This window comes from Streptomyces sp. R818 (genome assembly GCF_056172735.1).
On sequence record NZ_JAOCNE010000003.1, the window covers coordinates 560,054 to 575,462 of the forward strand.

Annotated in this window: 18 protein-coding genes and 1 riboswitch; of the genes, 6 read left to right on the forward strand and 12 right to left on the reverse strand. The window is 73.6% G+C overall.

Annotated features, from left to right (window positions below; translation table 11 throughout):
• Positions 1–4: 4 nt before the first annotated feature.
• On the forward strand, positions 5–760 hold the full coding sequence (locus N5I75_RS07635) for an SDR family oxidoreductase (RefSeq protein WP_476675618.1): 756 nt from the start codon (positions 5–7) through the stop codon (positions 758–760).
• A gap of 77 nt (positions 761–837) precedes the next feature.
• Here N5I75_RS07635 and amaP read toward each other — a convergent pair whose 3' ends face one another.
• The 5 genes from amaP to N5I75_RS07660 are packed head-to-tail and all read right to left on the reverse strand — an operon-like array spanning position 838 to position 3,106.
• Positions 838–1,416, reverse strand: a complete 579-nt coding sequence (amaP, locus tag N5I75_RS07640; RefSeq protein ID WP_476675620.1) for an alkaline shock response membrane anchor protein AmaP — start codon at positions 1,414–1,416, stop codon at positions 838–840.
• Between the two features lie 4 nt (positions 1,417–1,420).
• Positions 1,421–2,065, reverse strand: a complete 645-nt coding sequence (locus tag N5I75_RS07645) for a DUF6286 domain-containing protein (protein ID WP_476675622.1) — start codon at positions 2,063–2,065, stop codon at positions 1,421–1,423.
• The gene (locus N5I75_RS07650) at positions 2,062–2,403 is read right to left on the reverse strand and encodes an Asp23/Gls24 family envelope stress response protein (protein ID WP_476675624.1); all 342 of its coding nucleotides are present in this window, start codon (positions 2,401–2,403) and stop codon (positions 2,062–2,064) included. The genes N5I75_RS07645 and N5I75_RS07650 overlap by 4 nt, the downstream gene beginning before the upstream one ends.
• Before the next feature lie 3 nt (positions 2,404–2,406).
• Positions 2,407–2,592 carry a hypothetical protein gene (locus N5I75_RS07655; RefSeq protein ID WP_476675626.1) on the reverse strand — a complete coding sequence of 62 codons (186 nt, stop codon included), beginning with the start codon at positions 2,590–2,592 and terminating at the stop codon, positions 2,407–2,409.
• Between the two features lie 40 nt (positions 2,593–2,632).
• Positions 2,633–3,106, reverse strand: a complete 474-nt coding sequence (locus N5I75_RS07660; RefSeq protein WP_476675628.1) for an Asp23/Gls24 family envelope stress response protein — start codon at positions 3,104–3,106, stop codon at positions 2,633–2,635.
• Between the two features lie 112 nt (positions 3,107–3,218).
• On the opposite strand from N5I75_RS07660, the gene N5I75_RS07665 reads away from it, so the two are divergent.
• Entirely contained in the window at positions 3,219–3,950 is a 732-nt protein-coding gene (locus N5I75_RS07665; protein WP_476675630.1) for a nucleopolyhedrovirus P10 family protein, read from the forward strand.
• A gap of 14 nt (positions 3,951–3,964) precedes the next feature.
• Here the strand turns inward: N5I75_RS07665 and N5I75_RS07670 are convergent, their stop codons facing one another.
• The 7 genes from N5I75_RS07670 to N5I75_RS07700 all read right to left on the reverse strand — a co-directional run bounded on the left by N5I75_RS07670 (position 3,965) and on the right by N5I75_RS07700 (position 11,564).
• On the reverse strand, positions 3,965–4,756 hold the full coding sequence (locus N5I75_RS07670; RefSeq protein ID WP_476675632.1) for an enoyl-CoA hydratase/isomerase family protein: 792 nt from the start codon (positions 4,754–4,756) through the stop codon (positions 3,965–3,967).
• 138 nt (positions 4,757–4,894) lie between these two features.
• Entirely contained in the window at positions 4,895–5,116 is a 222-nt protein-coding gene (locus N5I75_RS07675; RefSeq protein ID WP_361068014.1) for a helix-turn-helix domain-containing protein, read from the reverse strand.
• Positions 5,117–5,488: 372 nt separating this feature from the next.
• Positions 5,489–7,087 carry an ABC-F family ATP-binding cassette domain-containing protein gene (locus N5I75_RS07680; protein WP_476675634.1) on the reverse strand — a complete coding sequence of 533 codons (1,599 nt, stop codon included), beginning with the start codon at positions 7,085–7,087 and terminating at the stop codon, positions 5,489–5,491.
• A gap of 108 nt (positions 7,088–7,195) precedes the next feature.
• Positions 7,196–8,050 (reverse strand): hypothetical protein, encoded by an 855-nt coding sequence (locus N5I75_RS07685; protein ID WP_476675636.1) that lies wholly within the window; start codon positions 8,048–8,050, stop codon positions 7,196–7,198.
• 135 nt (positions 8,051–8,185) lie between these two features.
• Entirely contained in the window at positions 8,186–9,574 is a 1,389-nt protein-coding gene (locus N5I75_RS07690; RefSeq protein WP_476675638.1) for a hypothetical protein, read from the reverse strand.
• A gap of 101 nt (positions 9,575–9,675) precedes the next feature.
• Positions 9,676–10,803: an alpha/beta hydrolase gene (locus N5I75_RS07695; protein WP_476675640.1), complete on the reverse strand. Its 1,128-nt coding sequence runs from the start codon at positions 10,801–10,803 to the stop codon at positions 9,676–9,678.
• A 119-nt stretch (positions 10,804–10,922) separates the two neighbouring features.
• Positions 10,923–11,564 (reverse strand): class II aldolase/adducin family protein, encoded by a 642-nt coding sequence (locus tag N5I75_RS07700; protein ID WP_476675642.1) that lies wholly within the window; start codon positions 11,562–11,564, stop codon positions 10,923–10,925.
• A gap of 93 nt (positions 11,565–11,657) precedes the next feature.
• On the opposite strand from N5I75_RS07700, the gene N5I75_RS07705 reads away from it, so the two are divergent.
• From N5I75_RS07705 to N5I75_RS07720, 4 genes are all read left to right on the forward strand, one after another.
• Positions 11,658–12,401 (forward strand): lysozyme, encoded by a 744-nt coding sequence (locus tag N5I75_RS07705; protein ID WP_476675644.1) that lies wholly within the window; start codon positions 11,658–11,660, stop codon positions 12,399–12,401.
• 201 nt (positions 12,402–12,602) lie between these two features.
• Complete coding sequence (locus N5I75_RS07710; protein WP_476675646.1) at positions 12,603–13,892, forward strand: inorganic phosphate transporter; 1,290 nt, start codon at positions 12,603–12,605, stop codon at positions 13,890–13,892.
• Positions 13,893–13,905: 13 nt separating this feature from the next.
• Positions 13,906–14,127, forward strand: coding sequence for a hypothetical protein (locus N5I75_RS07715; protein WP_476675648.1), 222 nt, complete (start codon positions 13,906–13,908; stop codon positions 14,125–14,127).
• A 137-nt stretch (positions 14,128–14,264) separates the two neighbouring features.
• Positions 14,265–14,380, forward strand: a riboswitch (cobalamin riboswitch).
• Positions 14,381–14,440: 60 nt separating this feature from the next.
• Positions 14,441–15,403: a cobalamin biosynthesis protein gene (locus N5I75_RS07720; RefSeq protein ID WP_476676957.1), complete on the forward strand. Its 963-nt coding sequence runs from the start codon at positions 14,441–14,443 to the stop codon at positions 15,401–15,403.
• The last annotated feature ends 6 nt before the right edge of the window (positions 15,404–15,409 follow it).

Consider the following 15,409-nt stretch of genomic DNA (forward strand, 5'->3'; position numbering starts at 1 on the left):
GGCCATGGATCTTGGACTGAAGGACCGTGTCTACGTAGTCACCGGCGCCACCCGTGGCCTCGGCAACGCCGCCGCCCGGGAGCTCGTCGCCGACGGCGCGAAGGTCGTCGTCACCGGGCGCGACGAGCGGAAGGCAAAGGACGCGGCGGCCGACCTCGGCCCGAACGCGGTCGGTATCGCCGTCGACAACGCCGATCCGCACGTCGCCGAACGGGTGATCGCCGCCGCGCGGGAGCACTTCGGCTCCTTCGACGGCATCCTCGTCAGCGTCGGCGGGCCCACGCCCGGCTTCGTCGCGGACAACACGGACGAGCAGTGGCAGTCCGCGTTCGAGTCGGTGTTCCTCGGCGCGGTGCGGCTCGCGCGCGGCGCGGCGGCCGAGCTGGGCGAGGGCGGCGTCATCGGCTTCGTCCTCTCCGGCTCCGTGCACGAGCCGATCCCGGGCCTGACCATCTCCAACGGCCTGCGGCCCGGGCTCGCCGGGTTCGCCAAGTCCCTCTCCGACGAGCTGGGCCCGCGCGGCATCCGCGTCGTCGGCCTGCTCCCGGCCCGTATCGACACCGACCGGGTGCGCGAGCTGGACGGCATGTCGGCCGACCCGCAGGCGACGCGGGTGGCCAACGAGTCGCGCATCCCGCTGCGCCGCTACGGCACCCCGGCCGAGTTCGGCAAGGCCGCCGCGTTCTTCCTGTCACCGGCCGCCTCGTACCTGACGGGCGTCATGCTGCCGGTGGACGGCGGGGCCAGGCACGGGTTCTGATCTTGTAGGTGCGCATCGTGTACGTGCGCGAAGGCGCGGGGCGACCGGTCGTCGCCCCGCGCCTTCGCTGTGCACCTCTAACTGACGCGCTCCGCCCGGTGCTTGACCGCCCGTAGCCGGACCTCCGCCGGGAGCGAGTCGAGCCCCGCCGACCGCTTGGCCTGCGCGAGCGTGTCGTCGCCGAGCTGCCGCAGCGCCTCGCCGGGTGTGGCGTGCGGCGCCAGGGTGAGGGTGGCGCGGGCCCGCGGCGAGGAGCGGCGGCCGGTGAGGACGGCGCCCGCCTGCTCCACGCCGTCGAGCGACTCGGCCCCGTCGACGAGGACACCCTCCAGGGCGCGTCCGCGCAGCCGCGCGCCCTCGCCGTCCCCGGTGTCGACGAACACCTCGGAGAGCCGGTGCCGCCGCAACTGCGCCACCAGCCACCACAGCGCGAGCAGCAGCAGGACGGCGAGCGCGGCGATCACCACCGGCCACCACCAGCCCTCGTCGCGCCAGCGGTCGCGGTCGGCGGTGCTGAGCAGCACGTCCTTGCGCCCGTCGTGGATCCACCAGGACGGCGGCTTCACACCGAGGCCGACGGCGAGCACCGAGCCGCCGACGATGACCAGGACGATGCCGAGCAGCGCGAGCACGATCCGGTTCACTGTTCTCAGCACGCCGTCATCCCTTCTTGCCGGGGCGCGCCACGCGCACGGACAGGCGCGGGTCGCGGCTGAGCCCGAGGCCCCGGACGCTGTCGCCCAGCGTGGAGCCCAGGTCGCCCCGTACGTCGTCGAGTTCGCGGAAGTGCGAGACGGCCCGCACCTTCGCCTTGGCGCGCTTGACGCGGACCTTGACGGACTGCACGCCCGGCACTTCCATGGCCCGGTCGCGCAGCACCATCGCGGCGGCGTCCCGGTGCAGCCCCGCCCGTACGCCGGGGTGGACGCGGCGCATCGGCAGCACCCGGCGCAGGCCCGGAGTGAGCGCGAGCAGGAGCAGCCAGAGCCCGAGCGCGGCGGCGACGCCCGCGCCGATCAGGACGGGGGTGTCGTCCAGCGGGCGTTCGGCCAGCTCACGGGCGAGGGTGCGGCGCCACTCCATGCCCGGACGCCCGGCCCGTACGGACGCGATGTCGTAGAGCAGGATGCCGAGGGAGCCGAGGAGCACGAGGGCGGCGAGGGCCGACGGGACGCGGCGGGCCGACCACCAGCGGCCGGTCTTCTTGCCGCGCTCCGCCGGCCGTTCCTCCGTGGCCTCCGGCCGCTCGCCGGGGTCGTCCCCGGCGCGCTCGGCGACGGGCAGCCGCTGGGTGGGTTCGCTCACCGGATCCTCCCGCGGTCACTGCCCTTGCCCTCCGGATGCAGCCGTTCGACCTGCACAGCCACCTCCGGTACCTCCATGCCCGCCAGCGTCTTCACTCGATGGGCGACGTGACGGCGGACGGCGCCGCACTGGCCGCCGATGTCCGCGGGGTAGCCCAGTTCCAGGCTGATGCGGACCCGGGCGGTGCCGTGGTGCACCGCGACCGTGGCGTGCGGCGGCGATCCGTCGGCCGGGACGGTGTCCAGCGCCTCTCGTGCCGCGTACGCGGCGATCTTCGCGACGACCCGGTCGGCGATCCGGGTCGCGCCGCGTTCGGCGGACGCGACCTGTGTCGCCACGGGTCACCTCCGCCGGTCGCCGCGCGTGCGGAAGAGATCGCCGGGCTGCATGTCCCCCTCGAGGAACCGCCCGGCGACGAAGCCGATGGCGCCGAGCGCCGCCACCAGCAGAAAGGCCCCGAAACCACCGAAGTATCCGGCGAATGCGAGGGCCATGCCGGCGATCATGCCGACCACGGCCAGATTCATCCTGCGCTCCTCTTGCCTGTGTCGCGGGCGGGTGCGGGTCTCACTGGAGCTTCGACTCCGGCTCGTCGTCCTCCTCGTCCGGCAGCTTCACGTCGCTGACGGCGATGTTCACCTCGACGACCTCGAGCCCGGTCATCCGCTCCACGGCCACGACGACGTTCTCCCGCACGGCGCGCGCGGTGTCCGCGATCGACACGCCGTACTCGACGACGATCTCCAGATCGAGGGCCGTCTGCACCTCGCCGACCTCGGCCTTGACGCCGCGCGTCACGGACTTGCCGCCGCCCGGCACCCGGTCGCGCACGGCGCCGAAGGTGCGGGAGAGGCCGCTGCCCATCGCGTGGACGCCGTCCACGTCACGCGCCGCGAGACCGGCGATCTTCTCGACGACACCGTCCGCGATGGTGGTCTTGCCCCGGCTGCCCGGGTCGCCGCCGCCCCGCTTGGTCACGTTCGTCCGCGCGGCGCCGGCCTGCGTCGCTCCGCCCGGCTGCTGGTGCGTGGTCTCGCTCATCGAGGCGTCCCCTCTTCTTCTTTGAGGTGTGATCTCGGTGGAGTGTGCCTTCTTTTGCCCACATTAAGTGCGGTTACCCCGCTCCGCGCCCGGGATGGGGCAGCCTGGGGGAATGACGGTAGAACGATGGGCACGCGCGGTACAGCACCAACTCGGAATCGGCAGGCTCGTACCTTTGGGCGGGCCGGGCGACGGGGCGTGGATCGCGGAGTCCGCGGCACGGGACGTACTGCGCCTGGCGGTGGGCCCGTTGCGCGGGGTGCGCCTGGGTTCGCTGCGGCTGGAGCAGGCCGACCCGGACGCCACGTACGAGGCCGCGGTGCCGGCCCCGCCGGGTGCGCTGCCGCCGGGGCCGCTGCGGATCGTGGCGGACTGCGCGGCGGCGGCCGACGAGCCGTTGCCGGTGGTCACGACGCGGCTGCGGATGACGCTCGCGCGGGTCGCGGGTGACGAACTCGGCCTGGTGGTCGAGGCGGTGGACCTTCAGGTCACGGAGTTGCTGACGGCCGGTGCCGAGGCGCCCGCCGCACCGGCGCCGGCCCCTGACGAGCCGTCGGAGCCGCGCCCGCTGTCCGGGGACGAGGCGCGCGCGGCCCAGGCGGCGCGGTCCGTGCCGGGCGTGGCCGCGCTGACGGGTGCCCTGAGCGGGATGAGCCGCCCGGTCCACATCGAGGAGGTGGAGAGCGCGGGGGCGCTGCCGCGCCGGCACGTCCGGGTGGAGCTGGCCGTGTCGGCGCGGGCCCGCGCCCTGGACGTGGCCCGTCAGGTCCGGCGGGCGGTGACGACGGCGCTGCCGGACGCACCGACGGTCGCGGTGCTCGTGACGGCGGTCCAGCGGCCCTGATCCGTGACGCCGTGTCAGTCGCCGAGACCCGCCAGGTCGCGGAGGCGGCGGCCCTGCGCGGCCCGTTCGGCCGTGCGCTGCTCGTCCAGGGTGCGGCCGGCCGCGCCCTGGAGGAGGGCCTTGGTCTCGATGACGGCGTCGCGCGGGGCGGCGAGGAGGGCGGCGACCAGGTCGTCGGTGGCGGCGGTCAGCTGGTCGCCGGGCACGGCGACGTTGGCCAGGCCCGCGGCGACCGCCTCGTCGGCATGCACGTAGCGGCCGGTGACACAGATCTCCAGGGCGCGCCCGTACCCGACGAGGCCGACCAGCGGGTGCGTGCCCGTGAGGTCGGGGACGAGGCCGAGGCTGGTCTCGCGCATGGAGAACTGCACGTCGTCGGCGACGACGCGCAGATCGCAGGAGAGCGCGAGCTGGAACCCGGCGCCGATCGCGTGCCCCTGCACGGCGGCGACGGACAGCAGGTCGCTGCGGCGCAGCCAGGTGAAGGCGGACTGGTACTCGGCGATCGTGGCGTCGAGGTACTCCTCACCGCCGCGCGCCATGTCGATGAAGGACGGCTCGCCGTCGAACCCCTCGGGCGTGAACGCCTTGCGGTCCAGGCCCGCGGAGAAGGACTTGCCCTCGCCGCGCACCACGACGACGCGCACGGAGCCCGGCAGCGAGCGCCCGGCCTCGGTCAACGCCCGCCACAGCGCGGGACTCTGGGCGTTGCGCTTGTCCGGGTTGCTCAGGGTCACCGTGGCGATCGCGTCGTCGACGGTGAGCCGGACGCCGTCCTTGTCGAGGAGCGGTGCGGGCTGAGTCATCGGGGCCTCCGAGTCTGCGCGGTCATAAGTGACTGCACAGTAACCACCCGGCCGGTCAGTCGACCGACCGGGTGGTCACCGAAGGAACCAGTGAGCCGAACGGACCCGTTGCCAGGCCGTGAGAGCAGGTCGGACGCGTCAGTTCGCCGCGGCCTTCTTGCCTCGTGTGGCCCCGCCGCGACCTCGCAGCGTGACCCCGGACTCGCTCAGCATCCGGTGCACGAAGCCATACGAGCGGCCGGTCTCCTCGGCCAGCGCCCGGATGCTCGCACCGGAGTCGTACTTTCTCTTCAGGTCTGCCGCGAGCTTGTCGCGCGCGGCGCCGGTCACCCGGCTGCCCTTCTTCAGAGTCTCGGCCACCCGTGCCTCCTCATGGGAAGTGCGCTCTGGAATTCCCATGATCACCCCTTGCGGCCTTCCTGGCCACCCATTCGGCAAGGTCCGTGGCCGCACAATTCCTGTTCGGAAGGCGATCCACGCGACCGGAACAGGGAATTCCGGATGCCTTTTTTGCTGCCCCCTACCGCCTTTTCTGGAGAACCGGCAGGTCAGCGGCGGGCCCGCGGGACAAGGGCTGTGCGGCTCGATGGGCGGCGAAATCCGTGTATGACACACCGCAGTACGAGGCGATCTCACTCAGATGATGGATCACGGATCGGCCGAATGATCCATACTCAGGGGATCAGCCATTCGATCAAGCGGCGCTGACGCTCCCGCGGGGCCCGCTCGGGGTCACGCGAGGGCGACGAGGTCCGCGTACCCCTGGCCCCACAGGTCCTCGACACCGTCCGGGAGCAGGATGATGCGCTCGGGCTGCAGCGCGTCCACGGCGCCCTCGTCGTGCGTGACCAGGACGACCGCGCCCTTGTACGTGCGCAGCGCGCCGAGGATCTCCTCGCGGCTCGCCGGGTCGAGGTTGTTCGTGGGCTCGTCGAGGAGCAGGACGTTCGCCGACGAGACGACCAGGGTCGCGAGCGCCAGACGGGTCTTCTCGCCGCCGGAGAGGACCCCGGCCGGCTTGTCGACGTCGTCGCCGGAGAAGAGGAACGAGCCGAGCACCTTGCGGACCTCGACCAGGTCGAGGTCGGGCGCGGCGGAGCGCATGTTCTCCAGGACGCTGCGCTCGGGGTCGAGGGTCTCGTGCTCCTGCGCGTAATAGCCCAGCTTGAGGCCGTGGCCCTCGACGACCCGGCCGGTGTCGGGCTTCTCCGCGCCGCCGAGGAGGCGGAGCAGGGTGGTCTTGCCCGCGCCGTTGAGGCCGAGGATGACGACCCTGGACCCCTTGTCGATGGCCAGGTCGACGTCGGTGAAGATCTCCAGCGAGCCGTACGACTTCGACAGGCCCTCGGCCATCAGCGGCGTCTTGCCGCAGGGCGAGGGCTCGGGGAAGCGCAGCTTCGCGACCTTGTCGGCGCGGCGCACCTCCTCCAGGCCCGCAAGGAGCTTGTCGGCGCGCTTGGCCATGTTCTGCGCGGCGACGGTCTTGGTCGCCTTGGCGCGCATCTTGTCGGCCTGCGCGTTCAGCGCGGACGCCTTCTTCTCGGCGTTCTGGCGCTCGCGCTTGCGGCGCTTCTCGTCGGCCTCGCGCTGCTGCTGGTAGAGCTTCCAGCCCATGTTGTAGACGTCGATGCGGGAGCGGTTCGCGTCCAGGTAGAAGACCTTGTTGACGACCGTCTCGACCAGTTCGACGTCGTGGGAGATCACGATGAAGCCGCCGCTGTACGTCTTCAGGTAGTCCCGCAGCCAGACGATGGAGTCGGCGTCGAGGTGGTTGGTCGGCTCGTCCAGGAGCAGGGTGTCCGCGTCCGAGAAGAGGATGCGGGCCAGCTCGATACGGCGGCGCTGACCGCCGGAGAGCGTGTGCAGCGGCTGGCCGAGGACCCGGTCCGGGAGGTTCAGCGCGGCGGCGATCGTGGCGGCCTCGGCCTCGGCGGCGTACCCGCCCTTGGTGAGGAACTCCGTCTCCTGGCGCTCGTACTGCTTGAGCGCCTTGGCCTGGGTGGCGCCCGAGCCGTTGGCGATGCGCTGCTCGTTCTCGCGCATCTTGCGCATCAGGACGTCGAGGCCGCGGGCGGAGAGGATGCGGTCGCGGGCCAGGACGTCGAGGTCGCCGGTGCGCGGGTCCTGCGGCAGATAGCCGACCTCGCCCGAGCGCGAGATGGTGCCGCCCGCCGGGATGCCCTCACCGGCGAGGCACTTGGTCAGGGTGGTCTTGCCCGCGCCATTGCGGCCGACCAGGCCGATGCGGTCGCCCTTGGCGACACGGAACGAGGCGTTCTCGATGAGGATGCGGGCGCCGGCGCGCAGTTCGATACCGGATGCGGTGATCACGGGGGTGCTCCAGGACAGGGTTCACGGCTGGTTGACAGTACGAGGGCCAGGGTGAGGGCCGGTCGGCGCCGCTAAACCACCCAGAGAAGAAACGTCATACGAGCCAGTTTAACGGGGTGATGCAAGCGGATTTGCCCGGGCGTCCGCGTGCGGGCCGCCCGGCAGGTCGTTGCCCAGGGGCGTCCGTCCCGGGGCGATCCTGCCCAGGCCGTCGAGGGCCACGATCCGCTCGCTCCAGGCCACGGCGGGGTCCGCGCAGGGCTGGGCGATGAGCAGCGCGCCGCCGCGCCGGACCGCCGTGGCCGGTGCGAAGAGGCAGCCCACGCGCGCGGGCAGCACCCAGCGCAGGTCGCCGTCGGCCATGCGGTACGCGGTGACGCGGTGCGGGGTGACGACGGCGAGCATGCGGGCGTCCGCGCCGAGCGGCTGCAGCACGCCTCGCCCCTGGCGGGCGCCCGGCGTCCGCAGCCAGGCGGCGGCGCCCGGCAGTGCCCGGTGCCAGCGCACGCCCCCGGCGCCGTCGGTGTCGGTGACCATGCCGTCGCTCCACACCACGAGCGCCTCCCCGGCGATCCGCCGCACGACGACCGGCCGCTGCCCCTCCCGCCCGTACCGCCAGCGCGGGGCACCGCCCTCGCCGTACGCCTCGACGGCGCCGCCACCCACCCGCAGCTGAACGCCGCCACCGCCGGCGGACCCGTACCGGGTGAGGTGGTCCCCGTAGGGCGCGGGGCGGACGTGCTGGGCACCGACGACGAGAAGCAGGCCGGCCAGGGCCAGGAGCGGGGCCTTCCAGGGGCGACGGGGGGCGGAACGTGTGGGGGCCGCGCCGCTCCCAGGGAACGGCTCCCGGGGCGGTGCCCCGGCCCCGTCCGTCTGTGTCCGTGTCCCCGGGCCGCCGCCCGCCTCGCCCGTCGCGCCCCGCGCACCCGTCGTCCCCACCGTCAGCGGGCCCACCGCCATCCCCGTACCCCTTGTGCCGCTGTTCGTCGTGAATAGGGCGCAGAGTGCAGGGGCGCGGGGCGGGGGCCAAGCAGCGGGGCCGGGGTGGGGGCGCCGTGTCGCCCGTTCGGGCGCTTGGGGGGTCGGGTGGAACGGTTATGCGCCGCCGGTGTGGACCTGGAACGCCGCCCTGCGGACCGCCTTCGCCAGGGCCGGGTCCGGGTGGGCGGCTGCCAGGGCCACCAGGACCTGGACCGTGCGGGGGTGGTCGACGGCGCGGATCTCGTCGAGGAGGGCCGGGATCGTGGGCTGGACCGCGGACTCCAGGTGGCGGACGAGCAGCGGCGCCTCGCCGTGGTCGGCGACGGCCGCAGCCGTGTCGACCCAGAGCCAGGTGGCCTCCTCGCGGGTGAGGACCGTGTGGACGTCCTCGGGGTCGGCGCCCTCGTACTCGGCGAGCCAGAGCAGGGCGTAGGCGCGCAGGCCGGGCTCCTCCGCGCAGCGGCGTACCTCCGGCTCGGCGGGGGCCCCGACGACACGGAGCGCCTCGAAGGCCAGGCCGCGCAGGAGGGCGTCCTCGCCGCGGGCCGCCGCGAGGAGCTCGGTGACAGCGGTGCCGATGTCGCGGGCGGCGAGCCAGGCGCGGTACTCGGCACGTGCCGCGTTGGGCCGCAGGCGGGCGCAGCCGCGCAGCATGTCCTCGGCGGAGACCTCGATGTTCCCGGCCGGGGACTGGGCGGCGACGCAGATCTGCTCCAGCTTGACCCAGACCGCCCAACTGCCCAGCGGCGTCAGGGTCGCGTGCCCGTCGGCGCAGGTGAGGGCGCCGACGGCGGTGAGGCCCGCGAGGGCCCAGTCGAGGAGCGGGAGGAGCGGGGTGTCCTGCGGCGGCACCGGTTCGGGCTGCGGGCCGTAGGGGATCTCGCAGCGTTCGGTGCGCAGTTCGGCGACGCGCTGGTCGAGGAGGTCGAGGAGTTGCGCCGACGGCACCGGGCCCGCCATCAGCTGGCAGAACGAGAGCAACTGCGGGACGGCTTCGACCACTTCGGCGACCGCGGCCGGTTCCAAGGTGTCCGGTGCCGGGTGGACCAGGGACCAGGCGTCGAAGAGGGCGACCCAGCCGCGCAGCACGGCGGTGTCGTCGCGGTCCCAGACGCGCAGCCGCCAGCCGGGCCGGGCGACGTCGCCGTGGACCTCGACGAGCCCTGCGAGGCGCGCGGTGTCCCAGTCGGCGCGGACCTGCGCGACGGTGAGCCCCAGATCGCCGGCCGCGCGGCGCGCGGTGGCGTCCGCGAGCGTGCCCTTGCCGTCGCGCGCCCCCGTGCCGTTGCCGGGGCTCAGCGTGGTGTCCGCCCAGCGCGCCACGCGCACGGCGGCGGCCAGGCCCTGCCGGGCGGCGCGGGCGAGTTCGGCGGGGGGCGGGGTGCCCTCCGGGGGGCGCGGCGCGGGCCTTCGGACCGCAGCGCGTGGGGCTGCTGCGGCGAGGGGCCGGTGGCGCGGGCTGACGAGTCGGAGCCTGGAGTCGCGCGGGGTACGGGACGTCACTGGAGCAGTGTCCAGGGTGACCCCGCGAATTCCCAAACGGGAGCCCGTGTTCGGAGTTCGCGTCGCCATTCGCAGCGTCCGGACGGTGCGCCGCCCGCGCCTCACATCAGGGGGGTGAGGAAGCGCCGCAGCGTCTCCTCGTACGCCTTCGGGTCGGCGTTCCACATCGCGTTGTGCGGGGCGTCGTCGACCGTGTGGAGGGTGACGAGGTCGGGGCGGCGGTCGGCGAGGCGGCGGGACAGCTCCCAGGGCGCCACCTCGTCGTCGGGGCCGTGCACGAGGAGCGTGGGGACGGCGAGCGTGCCCGGCACGGCCACCTCGCCGAACCGGTCGCCGGTCAGCCCGGTGCGGCCCTGCGCGGCGCGGACCGCGAGCGGCAGGAGCGCGGACGGGGTGTGCCGGGCGCGGGCCAGGGCGCGCACGGTCGCCTCCCAGCTGAGCACCGGGGAGTCGAGGACAAGGCCGCTGACGCGGTCGCGCAGCGCGGAGTACGTGGCGGCGCGCAGGGCCATGGCGGCGCCGGTGGACCAGCCGTGGAGGATGACGTCGCGGGCGCCGTTGCGCACGGCGAAGCGGATCGCGGCGTCCAGGTCGCGCCACTCCGTCGTGCCGAAGTGGTTCAGGCCGTCCGGGGAGAGGGGTGCGCCGGGGTCGCCGCGGTGGGCGGGGGCGAGCACCGGGAACTGCTGGTGGCGCAGGAACCCCATGAGGTTCATGGCGTGGGCGCGGGTGGTGCCGAGCCCGTGCACGGTGATGACCCAGGTCTCGCGGACGCCGGGCAGGAACCAGGCGGGCAGCGTGCCGAGTTCGCCGGGCACGTCGACGTCGGCGTGGTCGAGGCCGAGCGCGGTCTTGGGGTCGCCGGTGTGCACCTGCGGCGTGAGCCAGGCCTTCGCGCCGGGTTCGGGCGCGCCGTGGGTGACGCGCTCCAGGCGGCGTACGACGGTGTCCGCGGGGTGCGCCGCCGACTCGATCACGGGCCCGACGACCGCGTGCCAGTCGTCACCGGCCAGCCCGTACGTGCCGGGGCGCAGGGACGCCAGGTCGCGGGTCAGGGTGATGTGCCCGGCCGCGGTCGTGTGGACGGTGAGCCGGGGTTCGGTGGGCAGCGGACGGCCCGCGGGCGCCTTGAGCGCGGCGTCGCTGGCCAGCCGGCCGGCGGCGATCGCGGCTGCGGAGGCCCCGAGGGCGGCGGTGACGGCAGCGGCCGTCGCTCTGGCGATACGCACCCGTCCAGTGTCCGCGTCCGGACGCGCGCGGGCCAGTGGGGTGGGGGGTCGGGGTGACGCGGCCCGCCCCCTTGTCTTGACGTGTCGGCATTTGTCACCCCCAGCGCGCGGCCGGTTCGTCAGGGCTGCCCGTACCCGCTCAGCCGCTCCCCCGCCTCCCGGAGCTGCGCGTCGGACAGGAGCGAGGGGGCGCGGCCGGGGACGGAGTGGGCGGTGAGCCAGAGGCGGCACATCCACTCCAGCTGCGCGGTGCGGTCGTAGGCGGCGGCGAGCGTGTCCCCGTAGGTGAGGGTGCCGTGGTTGCGCAGGAGGCAGCCGGTGCGGCCGGTCAGGGCGGTGAGCACGTTGTCGGCCAGTTCGTCCGTGCCGTACGTGGCGTAGGGGGCGACCCGGACCCGGCCGCCGAGGGCCGCCGTCATGTAGTGGATGGCGGGCAGCTCGGTGACGAGCGTGGAGACGGCGGTGGCGTGCACGGCGTGGGTGTGCACGACGGCGCGCGCGTCCGTGTGCCGGTAGACGGCGAGGTGCATCGGGAGCTCGCTGGTGGGCGCGAGGGCGCCGGTGTGCCGCTCGCCGTCGAGTCCGACGGCGACGAGGTCGTCCGGGCCGAGCCGGTCGTAGGGCACGCCGCTGGGGGTGACGAGGACGGAGTCCCCCACCCGTATGGAGACGTTGCCGGAGGTGCCGACGACCAGGCCGTCGCGCACCGTCCTGCGAGCCGTCTCCACCAATTCTTGCCACGCCTGCTCGAGTTGCGTCATGCGGAGCATCCTGTCAGGCATCCTAAGTCGCATATGGGTACAAAACGACCACAGACGCCGACGCGGGCTGTGCCGAGCAGACACGGGGGAACCATGGCTCGTGACCACCGACCGTCCCGCCGCCGCGCCCGCCTCGCCGTGGCGACCTCGGTGGCCGCTCTCGCGCTGGGGGCGGCCACGCTCGCCGAGCTGCCCGCGCAGGCGGCGGGCAAGCCGAGAGGACACGACGTGTCCTCGCACCAGAAGAAGGTGAACTGGGCGAAGGCGAAGAGCAAGGGGTCCCGGTTCGTCTACGTCAAGGCGACCGAGTCGACCTCCTACAAGAACCCCTACTTCACCCAGCAGTACAACGGCGCCCGCAGCGCGGGCATCATCCGGGGCGCCTACCACTTCGCCCTGCCGAACAGATCGTCCGGCAAGGCGCAGGCCTCGTACTTCGTGCGCAACGGCGGCGGCTGGTCGCGGGACGGGTGGACGCTGCCGCCCGCGCTCGACATCGAGTACAACCCGTACTCCAAGGCCAAGTGCTACGGCATGAGCAAGACGAAGATGGTGTCGTGGATCAAGTCCTTCAGCGCCGAGACCCGGCGCAGGACGGGCCGGTATCCGGTGATCTACACCAATGCGCGCTGGTGGAAGCTGTGCACCGGCAACAGCCGCGCCTTCGCCGCCAAGCACCCCCTCTGGCTCGCGCACTACAGCAGGAGCGCGGGAACGCTGCCGGCCGGCTGGTCCTTCTACACGTTCTGGCAGTACGACAACGGCGGCAGGCTGCCGGGTGACCAGAATCTCTTCAACGGGTCGATGACCCAGTTGCGGCGTTTCGCCAAGGGGTGACGGGACAGCGGCCGAGGCCTCCGGAACCCGGGATTCCGGGCCTTTCCGGGGGCCGATCCGGAACCGCGCACACCGCGCCGCGCCAAGCAGGGTGAGATCACTCCGGATCGGGTCACCATGACGCCCCGCCCAGTTCATCTTCCGTTCACCCTGCTTACTTACGTTCGGCTTGCCACTGACGTCCAACCGAAGCCTGGGTAAATGGAACACATCACGCTGCTCCTGGCGATCGTGATCGTTACCGCGCTGGTCTTTGATTTCACCAACGGTTTCCACGACACGGCCAACGCGATGGCGACGACCATCTCGACAGGCGCCCTCAAGCCGAAGACGGCGGTGGCCATGTCCGCCGTGCTGAACCTCGTCGGAGCGTTCCTCTCCGTGGAGGTCGCCAAGACCATCTCCGGCGGCATCATCAACGAGGACGGCCTCAAGACAGAGGTCATTTTCGCGGCGCTCGTCGGCGCCATCCTCTGGAACCTCGTGACCTGGCTGGTCGGACTGCCCTCCAGCTCCTCGCACGCGCTGTTCGGCGGCCTCATCGGCGCCGCGGTCATGTCGATGGGCTGGTCCTCGGTGAACGGCGGGACCGTCGTCACCAAGGTGCTGCTGCCCGCGGTCGCCGCGCCGATCGTCGCCGGTCTCGCCGCGACGTTCGCCACGCGCCTGACCTACCGCATCAGCAAGCACACCGACGAGCGCGCCACCTCGAAGGGGTACCGCGCCGGGCAGATCGCCTCCGCGGGGCTCGTCTCCCTCGCCCACGGCACCAACGACGCGCAGAAGACGATGGGCATCATCACCCTCGCCCTGATCACCGGCGGCGTCCTCGCGCCGGGCGCCAACCCGCCGCTGTGGGTCATCGTCTCGGCCGGTCTGGCCATCGCCATGGGCACCTACCTGGGCGGCTGGCGGATCATCCGCACCATGGGCAAGGGCCTGACCGAGCTCGCGCCGCAGCAGGGCTTCGCCGCCCAGACCAGCGCCGCGACCGCGATCCTCGCCTCCTCGCACATCGGCTTCTCCCTCTCCACCACCCAGGTCTGCTCGGGCGCCGTGATGGGCGCGGGCCTCGGCCGCAAGGGCGGTGTCGTCCGCTGGTCGACCGCGACCCGGATGTTCGTGGCGTGGGGCCTGACCCTGCCGGCCGCCGGCCTGGTGGGCGCGGGCGCCGAGTTCCTGACGAAGCAGGGGCCCTGGGGCGTCGGCCTCACCGCGGCCCTCCTCGTCGGCGGCTCCGCGGTCATCTGGAAGCTGTCCCGCCGCGAGACCGTCGACCACACGAGCGTCACCCCGGACACGCCGGGCGCCGTGGAGGAGCCGGCCGGAGTCATAACCACAGCCATCGCCGCGGTCTCCCCGCCGCCGGTCGCCGCCACCGCCGACATCGGCGCCTCGGTCGACCTGAAGTCCACGATCCCCGCGATCCCCTCCCCCGCCACGGCCCCGGCCGCGGCCGACCCCGCGCGCCCCGCCGGCGCCACGCTGTAAGGGAACGACAGCCATGAACATCGACTGGGCGGCCCTCGCCTCCGTCTTCGGCGTCAGCCTCGTGACCACCGTGGCCCTGGTGGGCCTGTTCACCCTCGGCATCGTCGGCCTCTCCAAGCGCGAGGCGGCGGGGCGGAGCGGTGCCTCGGCGACGGCGGTCACCTCGGGCGCGTACGTGTGCTTCGCGCTGTGCGCGGCGGCCGTGGCGTACGGGATCTACCTGATCGTGGCCTGACACCTCGTCCGAAGGGTGGGGGCGGGACGCACTGCGTCCCGCCCCCACCCTTCGCCATGTCCTGTGGGTCTCCCCACACTGCGCTCCTCCTGGTCAACAGCAAGTTGACGTGCCTTCGCGCTGCGTGGTGGACTTCCCGGGCCATATTCGGCAGCAGTCCGAGGAAGCCGGTGCGAATCCGGCGCGGTCCCGCCACTGTGAGCCCTCTGTTTTCGGGGGCGAGCCAGGAACTCTCTGCTGCCGGTCTCGTCGAACCAGGGCGTGGACACCCTGAGTGAGGACAACTACCACCATGTTCGCCCCGCGCGGCACGGTGCGGGCCGGGCGCGTGTTCGCGTACGGGGCCGCAGCCGGACTCGTAGCCGACCAGTTGTTCGGTGATCCGCGCCGGGGGCACCCCGTCGCCGGTTTCGGCCGGGCCGCGGGCGCCGTGGAACGGGTGCTGTGGCGGGACCACCGCGGGTGGGGCGCCGCGCACACCGTGGTCTGTGCCGGGGGCGCCGCCGCGCTGGGAGCGCTCGCCGCGCGGACCGTACGTACCCACCCCGCCGCCTCTGTCGCGCTGACCGCCGCCGCCACCTGGGCCGTCGTCGGCGGCACCTCGCTCGGGCGGGAGGCCCGGGGGGTCGGGAGCGCCCTCGATGCCGGGGACGTGGAGCTGGCCCGGGAGCTGCTGCCGCGCCTGTGCGGGCGGGATCCGGAGGGGCTCGACGCGGACGGGATCGCGCGCGGGGTCGTCGAGTCCGTCGCCGAGAACACCTCCGACGCCGTCGTGGGCGCGCTGGTCTGGGGGGCCGTCGGCGGAGTGCCGGGGCTGCTCGCCTTCCGCGCCGTGAACACGCTCGACGCCATGGTCGGGCACAAGTCCGCCAGGTACCGGCGGTTCGGGTGGGCCTCCGCCCGCCTCGACGACGTCGCCGGATGGCCGGGGGCCCGGCTGACCGGCGCGCTCGCCGTGCTCGCCGGCGGGCGTCCGCGCGAGGCCGCCCGCGCCTGGCGCGCCGACGCGGGGCGCCATCCCAGCCCGAACGCGGGCGTCGTCGAGGCGGCCTTCGCGGGCACGCTCGGGGTGCGGCTCGGCGGGACGCTCGCGTACGGGGGCAGGGTCGAGCACCGGCCCGTCCTGAACGCCGCCGGGCGCCCGGTGCGGGTCGGGGACGTCGAACGGGCCGCGCGACTGTCGCGGCGAGTGAGCTGGATGGCCTGGGGAGTGTGCGTGGGCGGGCGGTTGCTGTGGGCACGGCGGCGAGCGGCGAAGGCGGGTGCGCTGCGATGAGCGGGG